Raw genomic sequence first — 14,007 nt, 5'->3', positions numbered from 1 at the left:
ATCTTCGCAACACTTGTAAGGATCGCCCCGGCCTGGCGACAAAGCCTGCATCAACCGCAACCGAGACCTGTCTCGTCCAGCATCGGAGAACCCACTTGTTTCCGTCCCGCTTCCTCCTGTCGGCAAGTGTGCTGGCCGTCGCTACCCTTGCCACTCCGGCTCATGCCCAGCAGGCCGGGATCCAGATCGCGCTTGTGGATGCCTCCACCAACCAGCCCGCGGCGGATGTCGAAGTGAGGATCGAAAACGCGGACATCGGCTTCTCGCGAACCGCTCGTTCGGACGAAAAGGGATTTGTCCGGGTCGAAGGTCTGACGACTGCGGGCACCTACCGCGTCACGACCCTTTCGGGAGATAGATACGAGGCTGATCAGCAGGCCAGTGTGTCCTTGCGCGCCAACTTCACCAGCAGCGTGACGCTGCGCCTGGCACCGGTCGGTACCGGGACCATCGTCGTGACCGGCGCGCGCGGGATCACCAGGCTCAATACGGTCAATGCGGAAGTCTCAGCTTCTCTGGGTAAGGAGGAACTGATGGTGCTGCCCATCGAAGGCCGCGATGTGCTGGGTTCGCTCGTCCGCCTGCCCAACGTCGTTCCCTCGACCGGCTTCTTTCCCGAAGCACCTTCGATCTCGATCAACGGCTCCAACGGGCTCGACACGAATTACCTGCTCGACGGCCTCGACAACAACGAGAACTTCCTGGGCGGCCTCAAGTTTCCCGTGCCGCTCGGTTTCACCCGCGAGGTGACGGTACTCGCCAATTCCTATTCGGTGGCCTACGGGCGCACCGCTAATGGCGTGGTCAACTACACCTCGCCATCGGGCAGCAACGACTTGTCCGGCGAAGTCTATGCGCTGGTGCGCCCCGGTCGGCCGCTCGATGCGAAATCGCCTTTCCCGCGCCGCGACCTGTCGGGCAACGCAGTCGGCGAAAGCTTCGAGCGTTACCAGGCCGGTGCCAGCATCGGCGGGCCGATCGTGCGCGACAAGACCTTCTTCTACGCCAACTTCGAATACACCCGCGATCGCAACGTGCAGGTGGTCGATGCGCCGGTGCTCGGCGTGGTCGATACGGTAACGGGCAACAACGAGTTCTATCTCGGCTCGATCAGGCTCGATCATCGCCTGACCGAGGACTGGACGCTGGGCTTGCGCGCGAATTTCGGCCGGGTCACGATCGACCGGCCCGGCGGCGGCCTTGGCGGCGGCAACGTGACTTTCCCTTCGGCGGGCTCGGACCAGGATCGCTTCTCGACACTTGTCGCCGCCACGGCAAGCTATTCGGGTGACGAGTGGAGCTATGATGGCGCGCTCCAGTTCAGCCGCTTCCGCTGGGATTACGGCAAGCCCAAGGGACCCGCCGGACCGCAGGTCGTCATCCGCGATCCGAGCGGCCAGACCGCGGGTGTAGTCGGCCACCCGGGCTTCGTGTTCAACGATCTTGAAGAAACATGGCAGACCACGCACCGGCTGCAGCGCAAGCTGGGCAGTCACAAGCTGAGCCTGGGCGGCGATGTCATCCATTCCGACTTCGCCCTGCTCGGCGGCGGAAATCCCGACGGCAACTACACGGTCGATCTCACCGCCCCGCAGCTGGCCGCCCTGTCGGCAAAGGCTCTCGATCTTACGGCGCAGGATGTCCTGGCGCTCAATCCTGCGGTGGCCAACTACTCGGTCGAGCTTCGCCCGCAAAGCTTCGGCACCGGGCAAACGCAACTGGCCGTCTATCTTGAGGACGAATGGCAGCTGTCGCCCAAGCTGACGGCGACGCTGGGCTTGCGCTGGGATTATGACAGCCTTACCGCCAAGGGCGGAAAGGGCGGAGACTACGATAATTTCGCCCCGCGCTTCTCGCTCAACTACCGGCCCGACGCCCGATCGACGCTGCGCTTCGGGGCCGGCCTGTTCTACGGCAAGCTATCCTATGCGGTGATCTCCGATGCGCTCCAGCGCAACACGACCTCGCCGGGCTTCCTCACCCAGTTGGGCCAGCTCCAGTCGCTGGGAATCATCCCGGCTGGAACAGACCTGTCGAGGGTGACCTTCGACGGCAATCTCACGGTTTCGCCGAGCTGCGCGACCGTATCGGCCTGCCCTGCGCCGGATCAGGTCCAGGCGCTGCGCGACACGGCGACGCTCGGCGAAGGCCGCATCCTCAACCCCAATGGCTACCAGAGCCCGTGGAGCCTGCAACTCAGCGGCGGCTACCAGTTCCAGGCGACCGATACGATCACGCTGTCCGCTGACGTCATCTACAGCCGCTCGCACAACCTCGTGCGTCTGCGCGACCTCAACGCGCCCGCGCCCTTCACACCCAATCTCGCCAACCTTACGGCCGCGAATATCGCGCTGCTCCAGAGCCAGCCTGACAACGCCACGCGTTTCGCATTGGCCCGGTCGCTCGGGCTGGTGCGCAGCCAGGCGGATGCGGACGCGACCCGCCCGGTTGCCCTGATTCCCGGCGGCGCACGGCAGATCACCGTGTCCGAGACAGCCGGCGAAGCGGAATACAAGGCGCTGATCCTGCAAGTGAACAAGGTGCGGGGCAGCGACAATTACGCCTTCCGCCTCTCTTACACCCTCTCGAAGCTCACAAATGATACCGATGACATCAACTTCCGCGCGGCCAACGCCAACGACTTCAGCACCGAATGGGGGCCATCGGCCAATGATCGCCGACATGTGATTTCGGCGGTCGGCTATCTCTATCCGCTGGAAGGACTGACGCTGAGCGTCGCTGGCCTGTTCCAGTCCGGACAGCCGGTGAACCTCGTTCCCGATGCCCGGATCTTCGGCACGCAGGATCTCAACGGCGACGGTGCCTCTTTCGGCGAGAACTTCGTCGGCAACTCGGACCGCTATCCGGGGACGAAGCGCAATTCCGCGCGTCTGCCCTGGTCGGCTACGGTCGATCTGGGCATTCGCTACGCACTGCCGGGATTTGGCGGGCGGTTCGAAGTCAGCGCCGACGTGTTCAATGTCTTCAACACCAACAACGAATCCGGCTTTGCCAACGCGGCCACGACGTCCAATCAGGTGCAGTTCGGCGGCGGCGTACCCTTTGTTCAGCGAAATGCCGGCCCGCCCCGGCAGTTCCAGTTCGGCGCGGCATACAAATTCTAAGGGGGAAAAGGGTGATGGCGGCAATGCAAAACCTTCAGGGGTTGATCGGCATTGCCGCCCTGATCTTCCTGGCCTGGGCCTTGTCCGAAGACCGCAAGGCCCGCCCCGGTTGGCGCTGGATCGGTGGCGCACTTCTGTTGCAGGTCGCCATCGCTCTGGTGGTGACGCGGGTGCCCTTCGTCTGGACGCTGGTCGGCTATGCCAACCAGGCAGTCTCGGCGATCGAGGCGGCGACGCTGGTCGGCTCGTCCTACATGTTCGGCTATACCGGCGGCGCGCCAATCCCGTTCCTGCTGAAGCCAGGGGAAGAGCCGCCGGTTATCATCGCCTTCCAGATCCTGCCGCTGATCATCGTCTTCTCGGCTATATCGGCGCTGCTGTGGCACTGGGGCGTGCTGCGCGCCGTGGTCCGGGGGCTGTCATGGGCGCTGCAGCGCACCTTGGGTGTTAGCGGTGTCGTTGGGCTCGGCGGCGGCGCGACGATCTTCCTCGGCGTCGTCGAGAGCCCGCTGGTATTGCGCGCCTGGTTCGGCCGGATGAGCCGCTCTGACCTGTTCATGATCATGGTGCTGATCATGGCGACGATCTCGGGCGCGATCCTGGTGCTTTACGCCACCACCCTGTCGAAGACCGTGCCCAACGCGGTCGGCCACATGATCGTTGCCTCGCTGATCTCGCTGCCAGCGGGCGTGCTCGTCGCGCGGCTGATGGTGCCGGGCGAAGCTGGCGGCGACCGCGAGCAAGCCGAGCCAGATCTGCATTATGAGAGCAGCATGGACGCCGTCATACGCGGCGCGATGGAGGGGATGACGCTGGTACTTGCAGTCATTGCGATCATCGTTACCGCCTTCGCTCTGGTGAGTCTGGTCGACCAGGTGCTGGCGCTGCTGCCTATGATCGAAGGCGCACCGCTGACCCTGCGGCGCATGCTGGGCTGGCTGATGTCTCCCGTGATGTGGTCGATCGGCGTCCCCTGGGACCAAGCGCCCGCGGCGGGCAGCTTGATGGGCACCAAGGCCGTGCTCAACGAATATGTCGCCTATCTCGACCTCGCCGCGCTGCCAGCGGGGACGTTCGATCCGCGCAGCTTGCTGATCGTCACCTATGCGCTGTGCGGGGTTGCCAATCTTGCCAGCGTCGGTCTGATCGTTTCGACCATTTCCACCCTTTCGCCTGAGCGGCGCGGCGAGGTCGCGGGCCTTGGCATGAAGAGCTGGCTCGCGGGTAACATGGTGTCGTTGATGACCGGGGCCGTGATCGGCCTGGTCACGTGGTCATGACAGAGTATGGGTCCTGAGGAGCCGCCATGTTCGACGCCCACCTGCGCCCCTTGATCGACCCACCGCTCAACGCCATCGGGCGCTGGCTGACGCGGTGGGGCATCAGTGCGAACGCGGTGACGCTGGCCGGACTGATCCCCGCCTTGGCAGCGGCCGCGGCGATCGCGCACGGGCAATATCTCGTTGGCCTGGCCCTGATCCTCGTCAACCGCCTGCTCGACGGGCTCGATGGCGCGGTCGCCAGAGCGAGCGGACTGACCGACTTCGGCGGCTACCTCGATACGCTTGCAGACTACGCCTTCTACGTCGCTGTGCCCGTCGCCTTTGGCTTGGCGAGTACCGCCAATACCGTGCCTGCACTACTGCTTGTCGCAAGCTTCACGCTGACCTGCGCCAGCTTCCTTGTCTTTGCAGCGATCGCTGCCCGTCGCGGCGAGGAAACCAGCGCGCATGGGACCAAGAGCATCTTCTACTCGACCGGTCTCGCGGAGGGCGGCGAGACCATCGCAGCCTTCGTCGCCATGTGCCTATGGCCAGCGCAGTTCCCCGTGATCGCCATCGGCTTTGCTGCGCTCTGCCTGCTCACCGTGATCCAGCGCAGCCTGCTCGCCCGCGGGACTTTCACGAAGCGGAATGAAGCGGAATAGAGGAGAGAAGCCATGCCCGTGTTCCCATCGATCGAAGGCGAGCCGGCGCTCGACAAGGTCTTTCGCCGCTTCCCGCATACGGTGATGCCCTTGCTCGAGTATCACGACCGCCTGCTGCGTGATCCTTCACCACTGACCGTGGCTGAGCGCGAGCTGATCGCCGCCTATGTGTCCGGCCTCAACGCCTGCACCTACTGCCACGGCGCCCATGTCGTCGCTGCGCGGGCCTTCGGCATCGATCCGGGATTGTTCGATGGGCTGATGGCCGATCTCGAGACAAGTGGCATCGATGACAGGCTCAAGCCCATCCTCGCCTATGTCAGCAAGCTCACCAGAACGCCGAGCATGATGACCGAGGCCGATGCCAACCGCGTCTATGCCGCGGGCTGGAACGAACAGGCGCTATTCGACGCGGTGAGCGTCTGCGCGCTGTTCAATTTCATGAACCGCATCGTCGAGGGTTCGGGCATCAAGGCCAATCCCCTCGAAGCCGGCCAGGCCGAACTCGATGCGCGTATGGCGCGAATGGGCGGTGCGACCGAAGATCCGCACCGCGGCGAGCGCAGCTACACCCGGCTGGCGAAAATGTGGGGGATCGAGGAGACGGCCTGACCCCTACTCAAGACCGAGGCTGTCGATCTTGGCGTCGAGATCGATCGGACAGGTGGCCAGAACATCGTTGTCCGCTTCATAGGCAGCGATACCCGTCGATGCGACAAGTTCGGCCTGAGCCAGGTCGCGGCGACGCAGGAGATCGGCCAGTTCGGTCCGGTACAAGGTGACCATGGCCGTCAGGAAGCGGTTCACGAGTCCGTCTTCCTCGGTATTATCGACATCGTAGCGATCCAGGTGTGCGATCATCGTGTCGGCTGGGTAGAGAAATTCGTCGGTCACCCATCGGTTTGTCGCGAACCAGGCGAGCGGCACCCCGGAGCGATCGACCGAAAGCCCCGCGATGTGGGTGACATGGGCTGGTGCATCCTCGCCCTCGGCAGGCGCGGCGAGGAAACCGCCCGGGTCATCCAGCTGTGTGCGATGCAGGAACAGGTGGAAGTGCCCGTGCTCGGCGGGGTCGCGTTCGCCGGGTGCGTGAACATGGTAGTACCAGCGGGACCGGCTCATGCTGTCTCGCGCGTCGTCGTCGGGATAGTGCGCCCAGAAGTGGGCCTCGCCCACGGGCAGGACGCGGGCCATCAGGGGCCGTCCTTCCTCAGCCATGCGGGTGATTGTCGCGACGACCACTTCGGCCGCTTCGTGCTCGTTCATGGTCTTTCCGCCCGTGGAAATCATGGCCGGCGGCGGAGGTCCACTATTCCGCCACCGGCCACATCGGCAAGGCCCTGCAGGGGTATCAGGGCTTTGCCGCGCAGGGCTTGGCAGCGCAAGGCTTGGGGGCACAGGGCTTCGCGCCGCAGCCCTTCGGAGCGCAAGGCTTGGCGCCGCAACCCTTGGGTGCGCACGGCTTCGCCTCGCAGCTCTTACCCGCACAGGGCGCGGCCGCGCAGCCGGACGCCTGGTCCGCCATTACCGCGCCTGCAGGCGCTTCTGCGGGTGCTTCGGCTTCCTTGGAACAGGCAGCGGTGGCCATGGTCAGGCCGCCCATCACGGCAAGCATGGAAGCGAGTTTGGTTTTCTTCATGGGTCAGACCCCCTTTATGTCCCGGACACGCTAGGTTTCCCCCTTCGTCCTGCCGCGTCCGCAAGACAGGCGAAGCCCGACCGAACAACGTCGACCGGCGGAGCGAGGGGGAGGAAATCGACCGCGACCTTGATGGACCGCGCTCGCAGTTGGTCCAGCTCCCTCACGCCATAGTTCGGCGAAAGATCGCGTTTGGTTACACGGGCGCAGAGCCTATTTTTCGGCATCCCCGAGGGGCCGCGTCATTCGGTGGGCGACCCGAAGGGCGACGCGGCCCCGGCCGGCGAGGCGGGGGCATGTTCGCCGGCCTTGCCCGGCCGTCACGAAGCCGGGCCAAGGATAGCAGTGCCTTCAGGTAGCAGGCGACCAGGCGCGACCCGCGAAACCGGGATCGAGTTCGGTGTGGAAGATGTGGTTCGAGTAGTTCGAGATGACCTTCACGCTGATCGCCAGAACGATCCCGAGAATGTGCTCTTCGGTGAAGCCAGCTTCGAGGAAGGCCTTCGCCTGATCAGGTGTCGGGTTGCCGCGGCTTTCCGCCATCACATGTGCGAAGTAACGCAGGGCTTCGAGTTTGGCGTCCGGCACCGGTCGGCCATCGCGGATTGCATCGGTCACTTCGGTCGGCACCTTCGACATCATGTCGCCCACGAAGCTGTGCGCGGCCACACAATAGTGACAGCCATTGAGCCGGCTGATCGCGAGGAACACGACTTCCTGCTCGACCGGCGAGAAGCCCGCTTCAGCGCGAAACTTGCCGTAGCCGTGGTTGTAGGTTTCGAGCAGTGCGGGCAGGTTTGCCATGGCGGCGTACATGTTGGGCACCATCCCCATACCTGCCTGAGCTGCCTTGAGCGGTGCCGAGACGGCCGGATTCGGATCTTCGATGGTGCGAAGCGGTAGGCTGGTCTTGAATACGGTAGGCATACGACTTTCCTTTCTTGGTTCTTTCGGGGGAAGCTCAGGCTGAGGGTGCGGCGGCCATGGCGCGCAGGTCGTTAGCGGTGACGGGATTGCCGCCGACGCCCCAGGCGCCGGGCTGGATGTCGGCGATCGTGACCCAAGTGACAGGGCGCAAGCCTTCGCCTTCGACCGAGACGACAGCGTCGGTGACCTTGCGGATGATTTCCTGTTTCTGGTCGAGCGTCAGATAATCGCCGACTCCGGTGATCTGGATAAGTGGCATTGGGCTTCCTTTCGGGTTGAGAGATTATGTGTGGAATGATCGTTCCATACTGGGCAAAAAAGGGGCAAGACTCAGGTAAGCGATTTCAAGAACCCGTCGCGGACGGCGGTGAGGAACTCCTCTTCGGGGCGACTGCGGATCATCACCAGCATCCCGAGCAGGGATGCCAGTGCTTGGTGAGCCAGCGGCTTCGCATCGCGATCAGCAGCGAACGCGCCTGACTGCTGCCCCTTGCGGATCATGGCGAGGAAGAATGCTTCGATCTCATCCTGAGCTGCGTTTACCAGTTCCGAAATTTCGTCGTCATGGGCGGCAAGTTCGAGAGCCGTGTTCACCAGAAAGCAGCCCCAGTTGCCCTGCGGCACGGTGGTCTGGCCGATGAACTTGTCGAATACGGCAGCGATCGCCTCGGCAGGCGTCTTCGTTTCGGCCAGTTCCGCCAGCATCCGCCTGCGGATTTCGCCATCGTATTTTCTGAGCGCGGTCAGGAACAACGCTCGCTTGTCGCCGTAGGTCGCATAGATGCTGGCCCGATTGACGCCTGTGGCGGTGACCAGATCCTGCATCGAGGTCGCCTCATAACCATGCGCCCAGAAGGTCTGCATGGCACGCGTCAGCGTCTCATCGATATCGAAGTTCTTTTCCCAAGGCATGGTGCTCCACATAATTGTTTGGAACGATCAGTCAAGACAAATTTGATGCTGCGGCAGGCCGGGGGGAAGAACGGCCGGCAAGGGACACGAAGACCGAGGCGTCGATGTAAGGTTTGATCAGCTGCGGCGACTGAACTCCATCGGCGGGGAGAGGCGCGGCATCACATGGGTATAGAAATCCGGCAGCTTAGATATGCGGTGATGACGGCCGACACGCAGAGCTTCTCGCGCGCGGCGGCCGCACTGAACGTGAAGCAATCCACGCTCAGTCGCCGGGTGATGCAACTTGAGGAGCGACTGGGCGTAAAATTGTTCGAGCGCACAACGCGTGGAGCCGAGCCCACCGAAAATGGGCGGGTTTTCATCGAGCAGGCCCGGCGCATCGTCACCGACATTGAAAATCTGCAGACCACAGCGCGAAACGTCAGCTACGGTCTGCAAGGCCGGATTGCTGTCGGCTACTGCTCGCCATTGATGTCAGGAAATCTCAAGCTGACCTTTTCCGACTATCTGACGCGATTTCCTGATGTGCAGTTCGATGGCGTCGAGGCTGGGCCAGAAAAGCTCCTCAACGGCCTCCTTTCGCGCACCATCGATGTCGCGGTAGCGCCGATCGGCCTGACGGAAGCGGGACTCAAGACTCGTTTGCTTTGGTCCGAGCGCCTGTTCGTCGTGCTTGTCGAAGGCAATCGGCTCATCCCGCAGGAGCGGATATACTGGCAGGATTTGCGACGCGAGATCTTCGTCGTGCCGGGCAACGGCCTCGGACCGATCCTTGGGAACCTGATCTCTGCACGCCTTACCGAACAGGGCTTCCGTCCCAACATCATCTACCAGGACACAAGCCTTGAGAGCGTGCTGAGCATGGTTTCGGCCAAGCGGTATATCTCGGTCGCAACCGAATCCTCGCAGGGTGTGAGTTGGCCGGAACTGCATTTTCGCGAGATCTACGATCCCAGCGGACCCGCCCGCCTCGAGTTCGCGCTCTACTGGTGCGAGGACAATGACAATCCCGCGCTGAAACGCTTCTTCAAGCTGATCGAGGAGCGCTATCCCTGCTGACCCGAGCGGCGCGACTTGGCGTAGCTCCGGTCGGTAGCGATAAATCGCTCGATCATCGGTGGGATGAGCCGTTCGGGCGTTGGGGCGCCTTTGGCATCGCCTCCGTTGAGAACTGCAGCATAGGCAAGCAGTTCGCGATGCAGCCGCGCCGACACTTCAACAGTAAGTCGGACCGGCTTCTCGTCGGCCAGATCGGCGAGCTTCAACCGGGTCATTGATCGCCTCCCAGCACAATATCGCGCGTTACCAACACGCGCACCGGGAAGCCGGGCCGGATGGTGAGTATCGGTCGTACATTGAGTTCCCGGCTGACGATCTGTTCGCCGGCACGATTGATGCTGTCTTGGGTGCCGCGGCGGAACGCGCGGGCAAGATTGCCGTCGTCGCCCGACCCCAGTTCTGCGCCCGCGCCGAGCAGCGTGGACACAAAAGCAGCCTTGAGCACCCCGCCCCAGTGATAATCGGTTCCGTCCTGAAGCCCGGCAAAACCGCGCGGGTCCGAGGCAGGCTGGCGCTCGAGTACGATCGAACGGCCATCGGGGAGGATAAGCCGGTTCCAGGCGAGCAGGATCCGGCTCTGCCCGAAGGCGACATCGGCATCATAGTCGCCGATCAGCCGCGAGCCTTGCGGAATGAGCAGGATGCGTCCGGTCGGGCTGTCATAGACATTCTGGGTAACCTGCGCAGTCACCAGTCCCGGCAGGTCGGACCGGATGCCCGTGATCAGTGCTGCCGGAATGACCGAGCCTGCCTGAAGGATCGCGGGCGACGTCAAGCCGGTCAAGCGCTCGGCCGAGACGGTGCGTCGGTCGCTGGCGCGTTCGAGGAATGCCTGCTTACGCCCAGCCTCGGACTGCGGCGCGGCCGCTGGCGCAGCGGCAGGAGTATCGCCTGTGACCGGGAGTCCGGCAAGGCCAACGCCTCCACTGCCCGGCGTTCCGCCGCCGAAGAACAACCGGCTGCCGCGCGCAGCCTCGCGTTCCTGTTCGACGCGCTGGCGAGCGACTTCAGCGGCATTTGCCGCCGGATCGGGCGGCGTCGCACCGACCGGCGGCAGCGCTGCGACATCGCCGCGACGCTGGGCGTCGAGGATCGGCTTGCCGAGATCGCCAGGGAGCGGCGGGCCGAGCTTGGGCACCTGGCCGTAATCCTTGGGCGCACCGGCGAGATTATCGGCTACGGCCACGCCCTCGGTGTTGTAGAGTTCTTCCGCGCCTTTCCGTCCCGCAGGCTGAAGCGCATAGATCAGCGCGCCGCCGACCAGCGCGAAGCCGCAGGCCGAGGCGATGCCGATGGCTTTCCTCGACAGGCGCATGACGCGCGGGGGATCGCCGCGGAGCTTGACCGCATCGCCAGGATCGACGGGCGGCGCTTCGGCGCGTTCATCCTTCTCCTGACCGGTCATGCCCGCCCCCGCCGATTGGAGACGATCCGCACCGTCTGCTGGCCCTTGCGGCCGCCAAGCCGCAGCTCGGCACGGGCGAACAGCCGGTCGACGATCATGTAGCGGCCCGATACCCGGTAATTGACCAGTTCAGCGTTGCCCTTGGCACCGATCACGAACAGCGGCGGAAGCTCGCCCTGGGCGATGCTCTCTGGGAACTCGATGAACACGCGCACCCCGTCATCGAAGGCGCGCAGGGGACGCCAGTCCGGGCGGCCTCCTTCTATCGCGTAGCGGAAGTTGAGCGTGGAAAGGTCGAGTCCCGCCGCCACCGGCGCTGCGCGTTCGGCTTCGGCCCGGGCCTGACGCAGCGCGATCAGCTGATCCTGCGGGTAGGTCCAGGAGACTGAGGCCATATAGACCGAAGGGTTGGCGCGCAGCTCAAGGTGATAGGTGCGGCGGTCGGTGTTGATCACGAGGTTGGTCGCGATGTCGGGCCGGATCGGCTTGACCAGGATATGGACCCGCGCGGCAGCGCCGACACCGCTCACCGTGTCGCCGATCATCCAGCGCACCGTGTCGCCGGCTGCGACGGGTCCGGAGCCGACCAATTGCTCGCCTTCCTGCAGCGCGATGTCGGTCACCTGACCGGGCTTGGCATAGACTTGGTAGAGCGCACCCTCGGTATAGGGAAAGACCTGAATCGCATTGACGAACCCAGTGCGTTCCGGCTGCACCCGTGCAGCCTCCATCGCCGCTCCCACCCTGTCCCGGGGCAAGGATGGGTGGGAGCGGCCCGCAGCGTGGGGAGGGGGCCGCTGCGGAAACTGTTTGAGCTGGCCGGGAAGCGGCAGCGGCACGGGGATCGCCACGACCGTCTCGGAAGGATTGGGCACCTGCGGTGCCTCGTAGGAAATCGCAGGTGCAGCAGGCTGGTCCTTGGCCTGCGTGGGAGAAACGATGGCAACGCTCGCCGATAAAGCGACCAATGTAAGGATGCGCGCTGTGCGCTTGGGATTTCTGATCATGATCCGAGTTCCTTCGACCAGTTGATGGCGTTGACGAAAATGCCGAGCGGGTTCTTGCGCAGGGCATCGGGGGTACGCGGCGTCTGGAGGGCGATGGTCAGGATCGCGGTCCAACGACTGGTTTCGGCGAGGCTGCCGTCGCGGTAGCGGCGCTCGACCCAGGCCACCCGGAAGCTGGTCGGCGAGGCGCGGATCACGCTGGTGACATCGACCCCGACCTGTTCTCGGCCGATCAGTGCGAACGGATCGTTGGTCCGGGCATAATCATTGAGCGCCAACGCACCCTTGTCAGTGGCGAAGTCGTAAGCCCTGAGCCAATTCTGACGGACCACGATGGCGTCGTCGGGGACGGCGCGAACCTGCTCGATGAACCGTGCGAGATGGAACGCGACCTGCGGGTCGCTCGGCGTGTAGCCAGCATCGGCGGGCGCGACGGCCTGGGCCTCGCCGAGCTTGTCGACCTGGACGACCCAGGGGACGATGCTGCCGCGCGCGCCCTGCCAGATGATTCCGGCGGTAAGGCAAGTCGAAAGACCAAGTGCGCCGAAGAAGGCGAGCCGCCAGCTGCGGGCCTGGACGCGGGCCGAGCCGATCCGGTCATCCCAGACCTGCGCGGCGCGCTGGTAGGGCGTTTCGGGCTCGGGGGTCTTGCCGTAGCGGATCGAGGGGCGTCGGAACATGGAAGTCAGTCCTTTTCGGAGGTGTCGATGGAAGCGCCGCCGCCGTGGCTGTCGCCCGATTTGAGCGTGTGGGCGGCGATGGTCGCGCCATGCGTGATGGCTTGGCGATCCTTCATCGCCTTGGCCCAGGCAGGTTGCCCCTGATCGACTTCGGCAGGCGGCGTGGGTGGCGTGCTGGGGCCGGGCGTAATCGTGCCGCCAGTATTGGTCACTGCGGCGCGGCTGCCCTCGCGGAACGACTGGCGCATCGAATCGCCAGCCTTTCGGAGCGGTGATGTTGCAGCGCCAACAGCAGCATCGCCGACCGCAGCCATGCCGGAACCGACCGCAGCCGCTCCCGACTTGCCTGCCGAGCCCAGCGAATAGGCCATCGTGGCACCACCAGCGGCGCGGGAGGTGCCGTGCGTGACATTGGATGCGGCGCTGGCGACCGCGCCACCGGCCATCCTGGCGCCCGCGACCGCGCCAGCGGCAGCGCCACCGGCGAGCAGCGCGGTTCCGGCAGCAGCGCCTGCGCCCAGCTGCGGCCCGCCCGAGACAATGCCATTGGCGATGCCGGGGCCGAAGATGCCGAGCCCAAGCAGCGACAGGCTGGCCAGCACGATCGAAAGCGCGTCCTCGATGGTGGGTTCGGCGCCGATGGCGCTGGTGAACTCGGCGAAGATGGTCGAGCCGATGCCCACGATCACCGCGAGCACCAGCACCTTGATGCCGGACGAGACGACGTTGCCGAGCACGCGCTCAGCCATGAACGCGGTCTTGCCGAACAGCCCGAACGGGATGAGCACGAAGCCGCAGAGCGTAGTCAGCTTGAACTCGATCAGGGTGATGAACAGCTGGATCGCGAGAATGAAGAAGGCGATGATGACGATCGCCCAGGCGACCAGCAGGATCACGATCTGGAGGAAGTTCTCGAAGAAGCTGACGAACCCCATCAGGTCCGAGATCGCGTCGATCAACGGTCGCGCGGCGTCCATGCCAACTTGCGCGACCCGGCCTGGCTGCAGCAGCTCGGCAGCGGTAAAGCCGGTGCCGCTCGCCTTGAGGCCTAGCCCGGCGAAGCTCTCGAACACGATCCTGGCGAGCGAATTCCAATTGCCGATGATGTAGGCGAACACGCCTACGAACAGCGTCTTCTTGACGAGGCGGGCGATGATGTCCTCGTTCTCGCCCCAGGACCAGAACAGCGCCGCGAGCGTCACGTCGATGACGATCAGTGTGGTCGCGATGAACGCGACCTCGCCCGAAAGCAGCCCGAAGCCGCTGTCGATGTAGCGCGAGAAGATGTCGAGGAAGCGGTCGACGACGCCGGTGCCACCCATG

14 protein-coding genes are annotated in these 14,007 nt (G+C 64.3%); 5 read left to right on the top strand and 9 right to left on the bottom strand.

Annotated features, from left to right (window positions below; translation table 11 throughout):
• The first annotated feature begins 95 nt into the window (after positions 1–95).
• Genes CMV14_RS22490 through CMV14_RS22475 form a run of 4 tightly spaced genes read left to right on the top strand, consistent with a single transcriptional unit; the run spans position 96 to position 5,664 of the window.
• Positions 96–3,125, top strand: coding sequence for a TonB-dependent receptor domain-containing protein (locus CMV14_RS22490; protein ID WP_083216002.1), 3,030 nt, complete (start codon positions 96–98; stop codon positions 3,123–3,125).
• A gap of 14 nt (positions 3,126–3,139) precedes the next feature.
• Entirely contained in the window at positions 3,140–4,405 is a 1,266-nt protein-coding gene (locus tag CMV14_RS22485; protein ID WP_083216001.1) for a NupC/NupG family nucleoside CNT transporter, read from the top strand.
• Between the two features lie 26 nt (positions 4,406–4,431).
• On the top strand, positions 4,432–5,052 hold the full coding sequence (locus tag CMV14_RS22480; RefSeq protein WP_066966716.1) for a CDP-alcohol phosphatidyltransferase family protein: 621 nt from the start codon (positions 4,432–4,434) through the stop codon (positions 5,050–5,052).
• 12 nt (positions 5,053–5,064) lie between these two features.
• Complete coding sequence (locus tag CMV14_RS22475; RefSeq protein ID WP_066966713.1) at positions 5,065–5,664, top strand: carboxymuconolactone decarboxylase family protein; 600 nt, start codon at positions 5,065–5,067, stop codon at positions 5,662–5,664.
• A 3-nt stretch (positions 5,665–5,667) separates the two neighbouring features.
• Here CMV14_RS22475 and CMV14_RS22470 read toward each other — a convergent pair whose 3' ends face one another.
• The 4 genes from CMV14_RS22470 to CMV14_RS22450 form a co-directional block, all read right to left on the bottom strand.
• Positions 5,668–6,318, bottom strand: a complete 651-nt coding sequence (locus CMV14_RS22470; protein ID WP_066966709.1) for a DUF6969 family protein — start codon at positions 6,316–6,318, stop codon at positions 5,668–5,670.
• A 724-nt stretch (positions 6,319–7,042) separates the two neighbouring features.
• Positions 7,043–7,618, bottom strand: coding sequence for a carboxymuconolactone decarboxylase family protein (locus CMV14_RS22460; protein WP_066966704.1), 576 nt, complete (start codon positions 7,616–7,618; stop codon positions 7,043–7,045).
• Positions 7,619–7,652: 34 nt separating this feature from the next.
• Positions 7,653–7,877: a tautomerase family protein gene (locus CMV14_RS22455; protein ID WP_066966701.1), complete on the bottom strand. Its 225-nt coding sequence runs from the start codon at positions 7,875–7,877 to the stop codon at positions 7,653–7,655.
• A 71-nt stretch (positions 7,878–7,948) separates the two neighbouring features.
• Positions 7,949–8,530, bottom strand: a complete 582-nt coding sequence (locus CMV14_RS22450) for a TetR/AcrR family transcriptional regulator (protein ID WP_176489092.1) — start codon at positions 8,528–8,530, stop codon at positions 7,949–7,951.
• A gap of 165 nt (positions 8,531–8,695) precedes the next feature.
• Here CMV14_RS22450 and CMV14_RS22445 point away from each other — a divergent pair, with 165 nt between their 5' ends.
• Positions 8,696–9,592: a LysR family transcriptional regulator gene (locus CMV14_RS22445; protein WP_066966695.1), complete on the top strand. Its 897-nt coding sequence runs from the start codon at positions 8,696–8,698 to the stop codon at positions 9,590–9,592.
• Here the strand turns inward: CMV14_RS22445 and CMV14_RS22440 are convergent.
• The 5 genes from CMV14_RS22440 to trbL are packed head-to-tail and all read right to left on the bottom strand — an operon-like array spanning position 9,580 to position 14,006.
• Positions 9,580–9,807 (bottom strand): DUF2274 domain-containing protein, encoded by a 228-nt coding sequence (locus tag CMV14_RS22440; protein ID WP_066966692.1) that lies wholly within the window; start codon positions 9,805–9,807, stop codon positions 9,580–9,582. The two genes, CMV14_RS22445 and CMV14_RS22440, sit on opposite strands and share 13 nt — an antisense overlap.
• A complete protein-coding gene (locus CMV14_RS22435) occupies positions 9,804–10,997 on the bottom strand; it encodes a TraB/TrbI/VirB10 family type IV secretion system protein (RefSeq protein WP_066966689.1) in 1,194 nt (397 codons plus the stop codon). The genes CMV14_RS22440 and CMV14_RS22435 overlap by 4 nt, the downstream gene beginning before the upstream one ends.
• Positions 10,994–12,004, bottom strand: a complete 1,011-nt coding sequence (gene trbG / locus CMV14_RS22430; protein ID WP_066966684.1) for a P-type conjugative transfer protein TrbG — start codon at positions 12,002–12,004, stop codon at positions 10,994–10,996. The genes CMV14_RS22435 and trbG overlap by 4 nt, the downstream gene beginning before the upstream one ends.
• Positions 12,001–12,684, bottom strand: a complete 684-nt coding sequence (gene trbF / locus CMV14_RS22425) for a conjugal transfer protein TrbF (RefSeq protein ID WP_066966681.1) — start codon at positions 12,682–12,684, stop codon at positions 12,001–12,003. The genes trbG and trbF overlap by 4 nt, the downstream gene beginning before the upstream one ends.
• A gap of 5 nt (positions 12,685–12,689) precedes the next feature.
• Positions 12,690–14,006: a P-type conjugative transfer protein TrbL gene (gene trbL / locus CMV14_RS22420; RefSeq protein WP_066966678.1), complete on the bottom strand. Its 1,317-nt coding sequence runs from the start codon at positions 14,004–14,006 to the stop codon at positions 12,690–12,692.
• Between the last annotated feature and the right edge of the window lies 1 nt (position 14,007).

It is taken from the genome of Rhizorhabdus dicambivorans, from assembly GCF_002355275.1.
Lineage (GTDB): Bacteria > Pseudomonadota > Alphaproteobacteria > Sphingomonadales > Sphingomonadaceae > Rhizorhabdus > Rhizorhabdus dicambivorans.
The sequence above is the reverse complement of the archived record's forward strand: the minus strand, read 5'-3'. Positions and strand labels throughout refer to the sequence as shown.

Coding starts and splice junctions, on each gene's coding strand:
- CMV14_RS22485 (WP_083216001.1), top strand. CDS start 3,140: ATGGCGGCAATGCAAAACCTTCAGGGGTTGATCGGCATTGCCGCCCTG.
- CMV14_RS22435 (WP_066966689.1), bottom strand. CDS start 10,997: ATGACCGGTCAGGAGAAGGATGAACGCGCCGAAGCGCCGCCCGTCGAT.
- CMV14_RS22445 (WP_066966695.1), top strand. CDS start 8,696: ATGGGTATAGAAATCCGGCAGCTTAGATATGCGGTGATGACGGCCGAC.
- trbF (WP_066966681.1), bottom strand. CDS start 12,684: ATGTTCCGACGCCCCTCGATCCGCTACGGCAAGACCCCCGAGCCCGAA.
- CMV14_RS22455 (WP_066966701.1), bottom strand. CDS start 7,877: ATGCCACTTATCCAGATCACCGGAGTCGGCGATTATCTGACGCTCGAC.
- CMV14_RS22480 (WP_066966716.1), top strand. CDS start 4,432: ATGTTCGACGCCCACCTGCGCCCCTTGATCGACCCACCGCTCAACGCC.
- CMV14_RS22440 (WP_066966692.1), bottom strand. CDS start 9,807: ATGACCCGGTTGAAGCTCGCCGATCTGGCCGACGAGAAGCCGGTCCGA.
- CMV14_RS22450 (WP_176489092.1), bottom strand. CDS start 8,530: ATGCCTTGGGAAAAGAACTTCGATATCGATGAGACGCTGACGCGTGCC.
- CMV14_RS22475 (WP_066966713.1), top strand. CDS start 5,065: ATGCCCGTGTTCCCATCGATCGAAGGCGAGCCGGCGCTCGACAAGGTC.
- trbG (WP_066966684.1), bottom strand. CDS start 12,004: ATGATCAGAAATCCCAAGCGCACAGCGCGCATCCTTACATTGGTCGCT.
- trbL (WP_066966678.1), bottom strand. CDS start 14,006: ATGGGTGGCACCGGCGTCGTCGACCGCTTCCTCGACATCTTCTCGCGC.
- CMV14_RS22460 (WP_066966704.1), bottom strand. CDS start 7,618: ATGCCTACCGTATTCAAGACCAGCCTACCGCTTCGCACCATCGAAGAT.
- CMV14_RS22470 (WP_066966709.1), bottom strand. CDS start 6,318: ATGAACGAGCACGAAGCGGCCGAAGTGGTCGTCGCGACAATCACCCGC.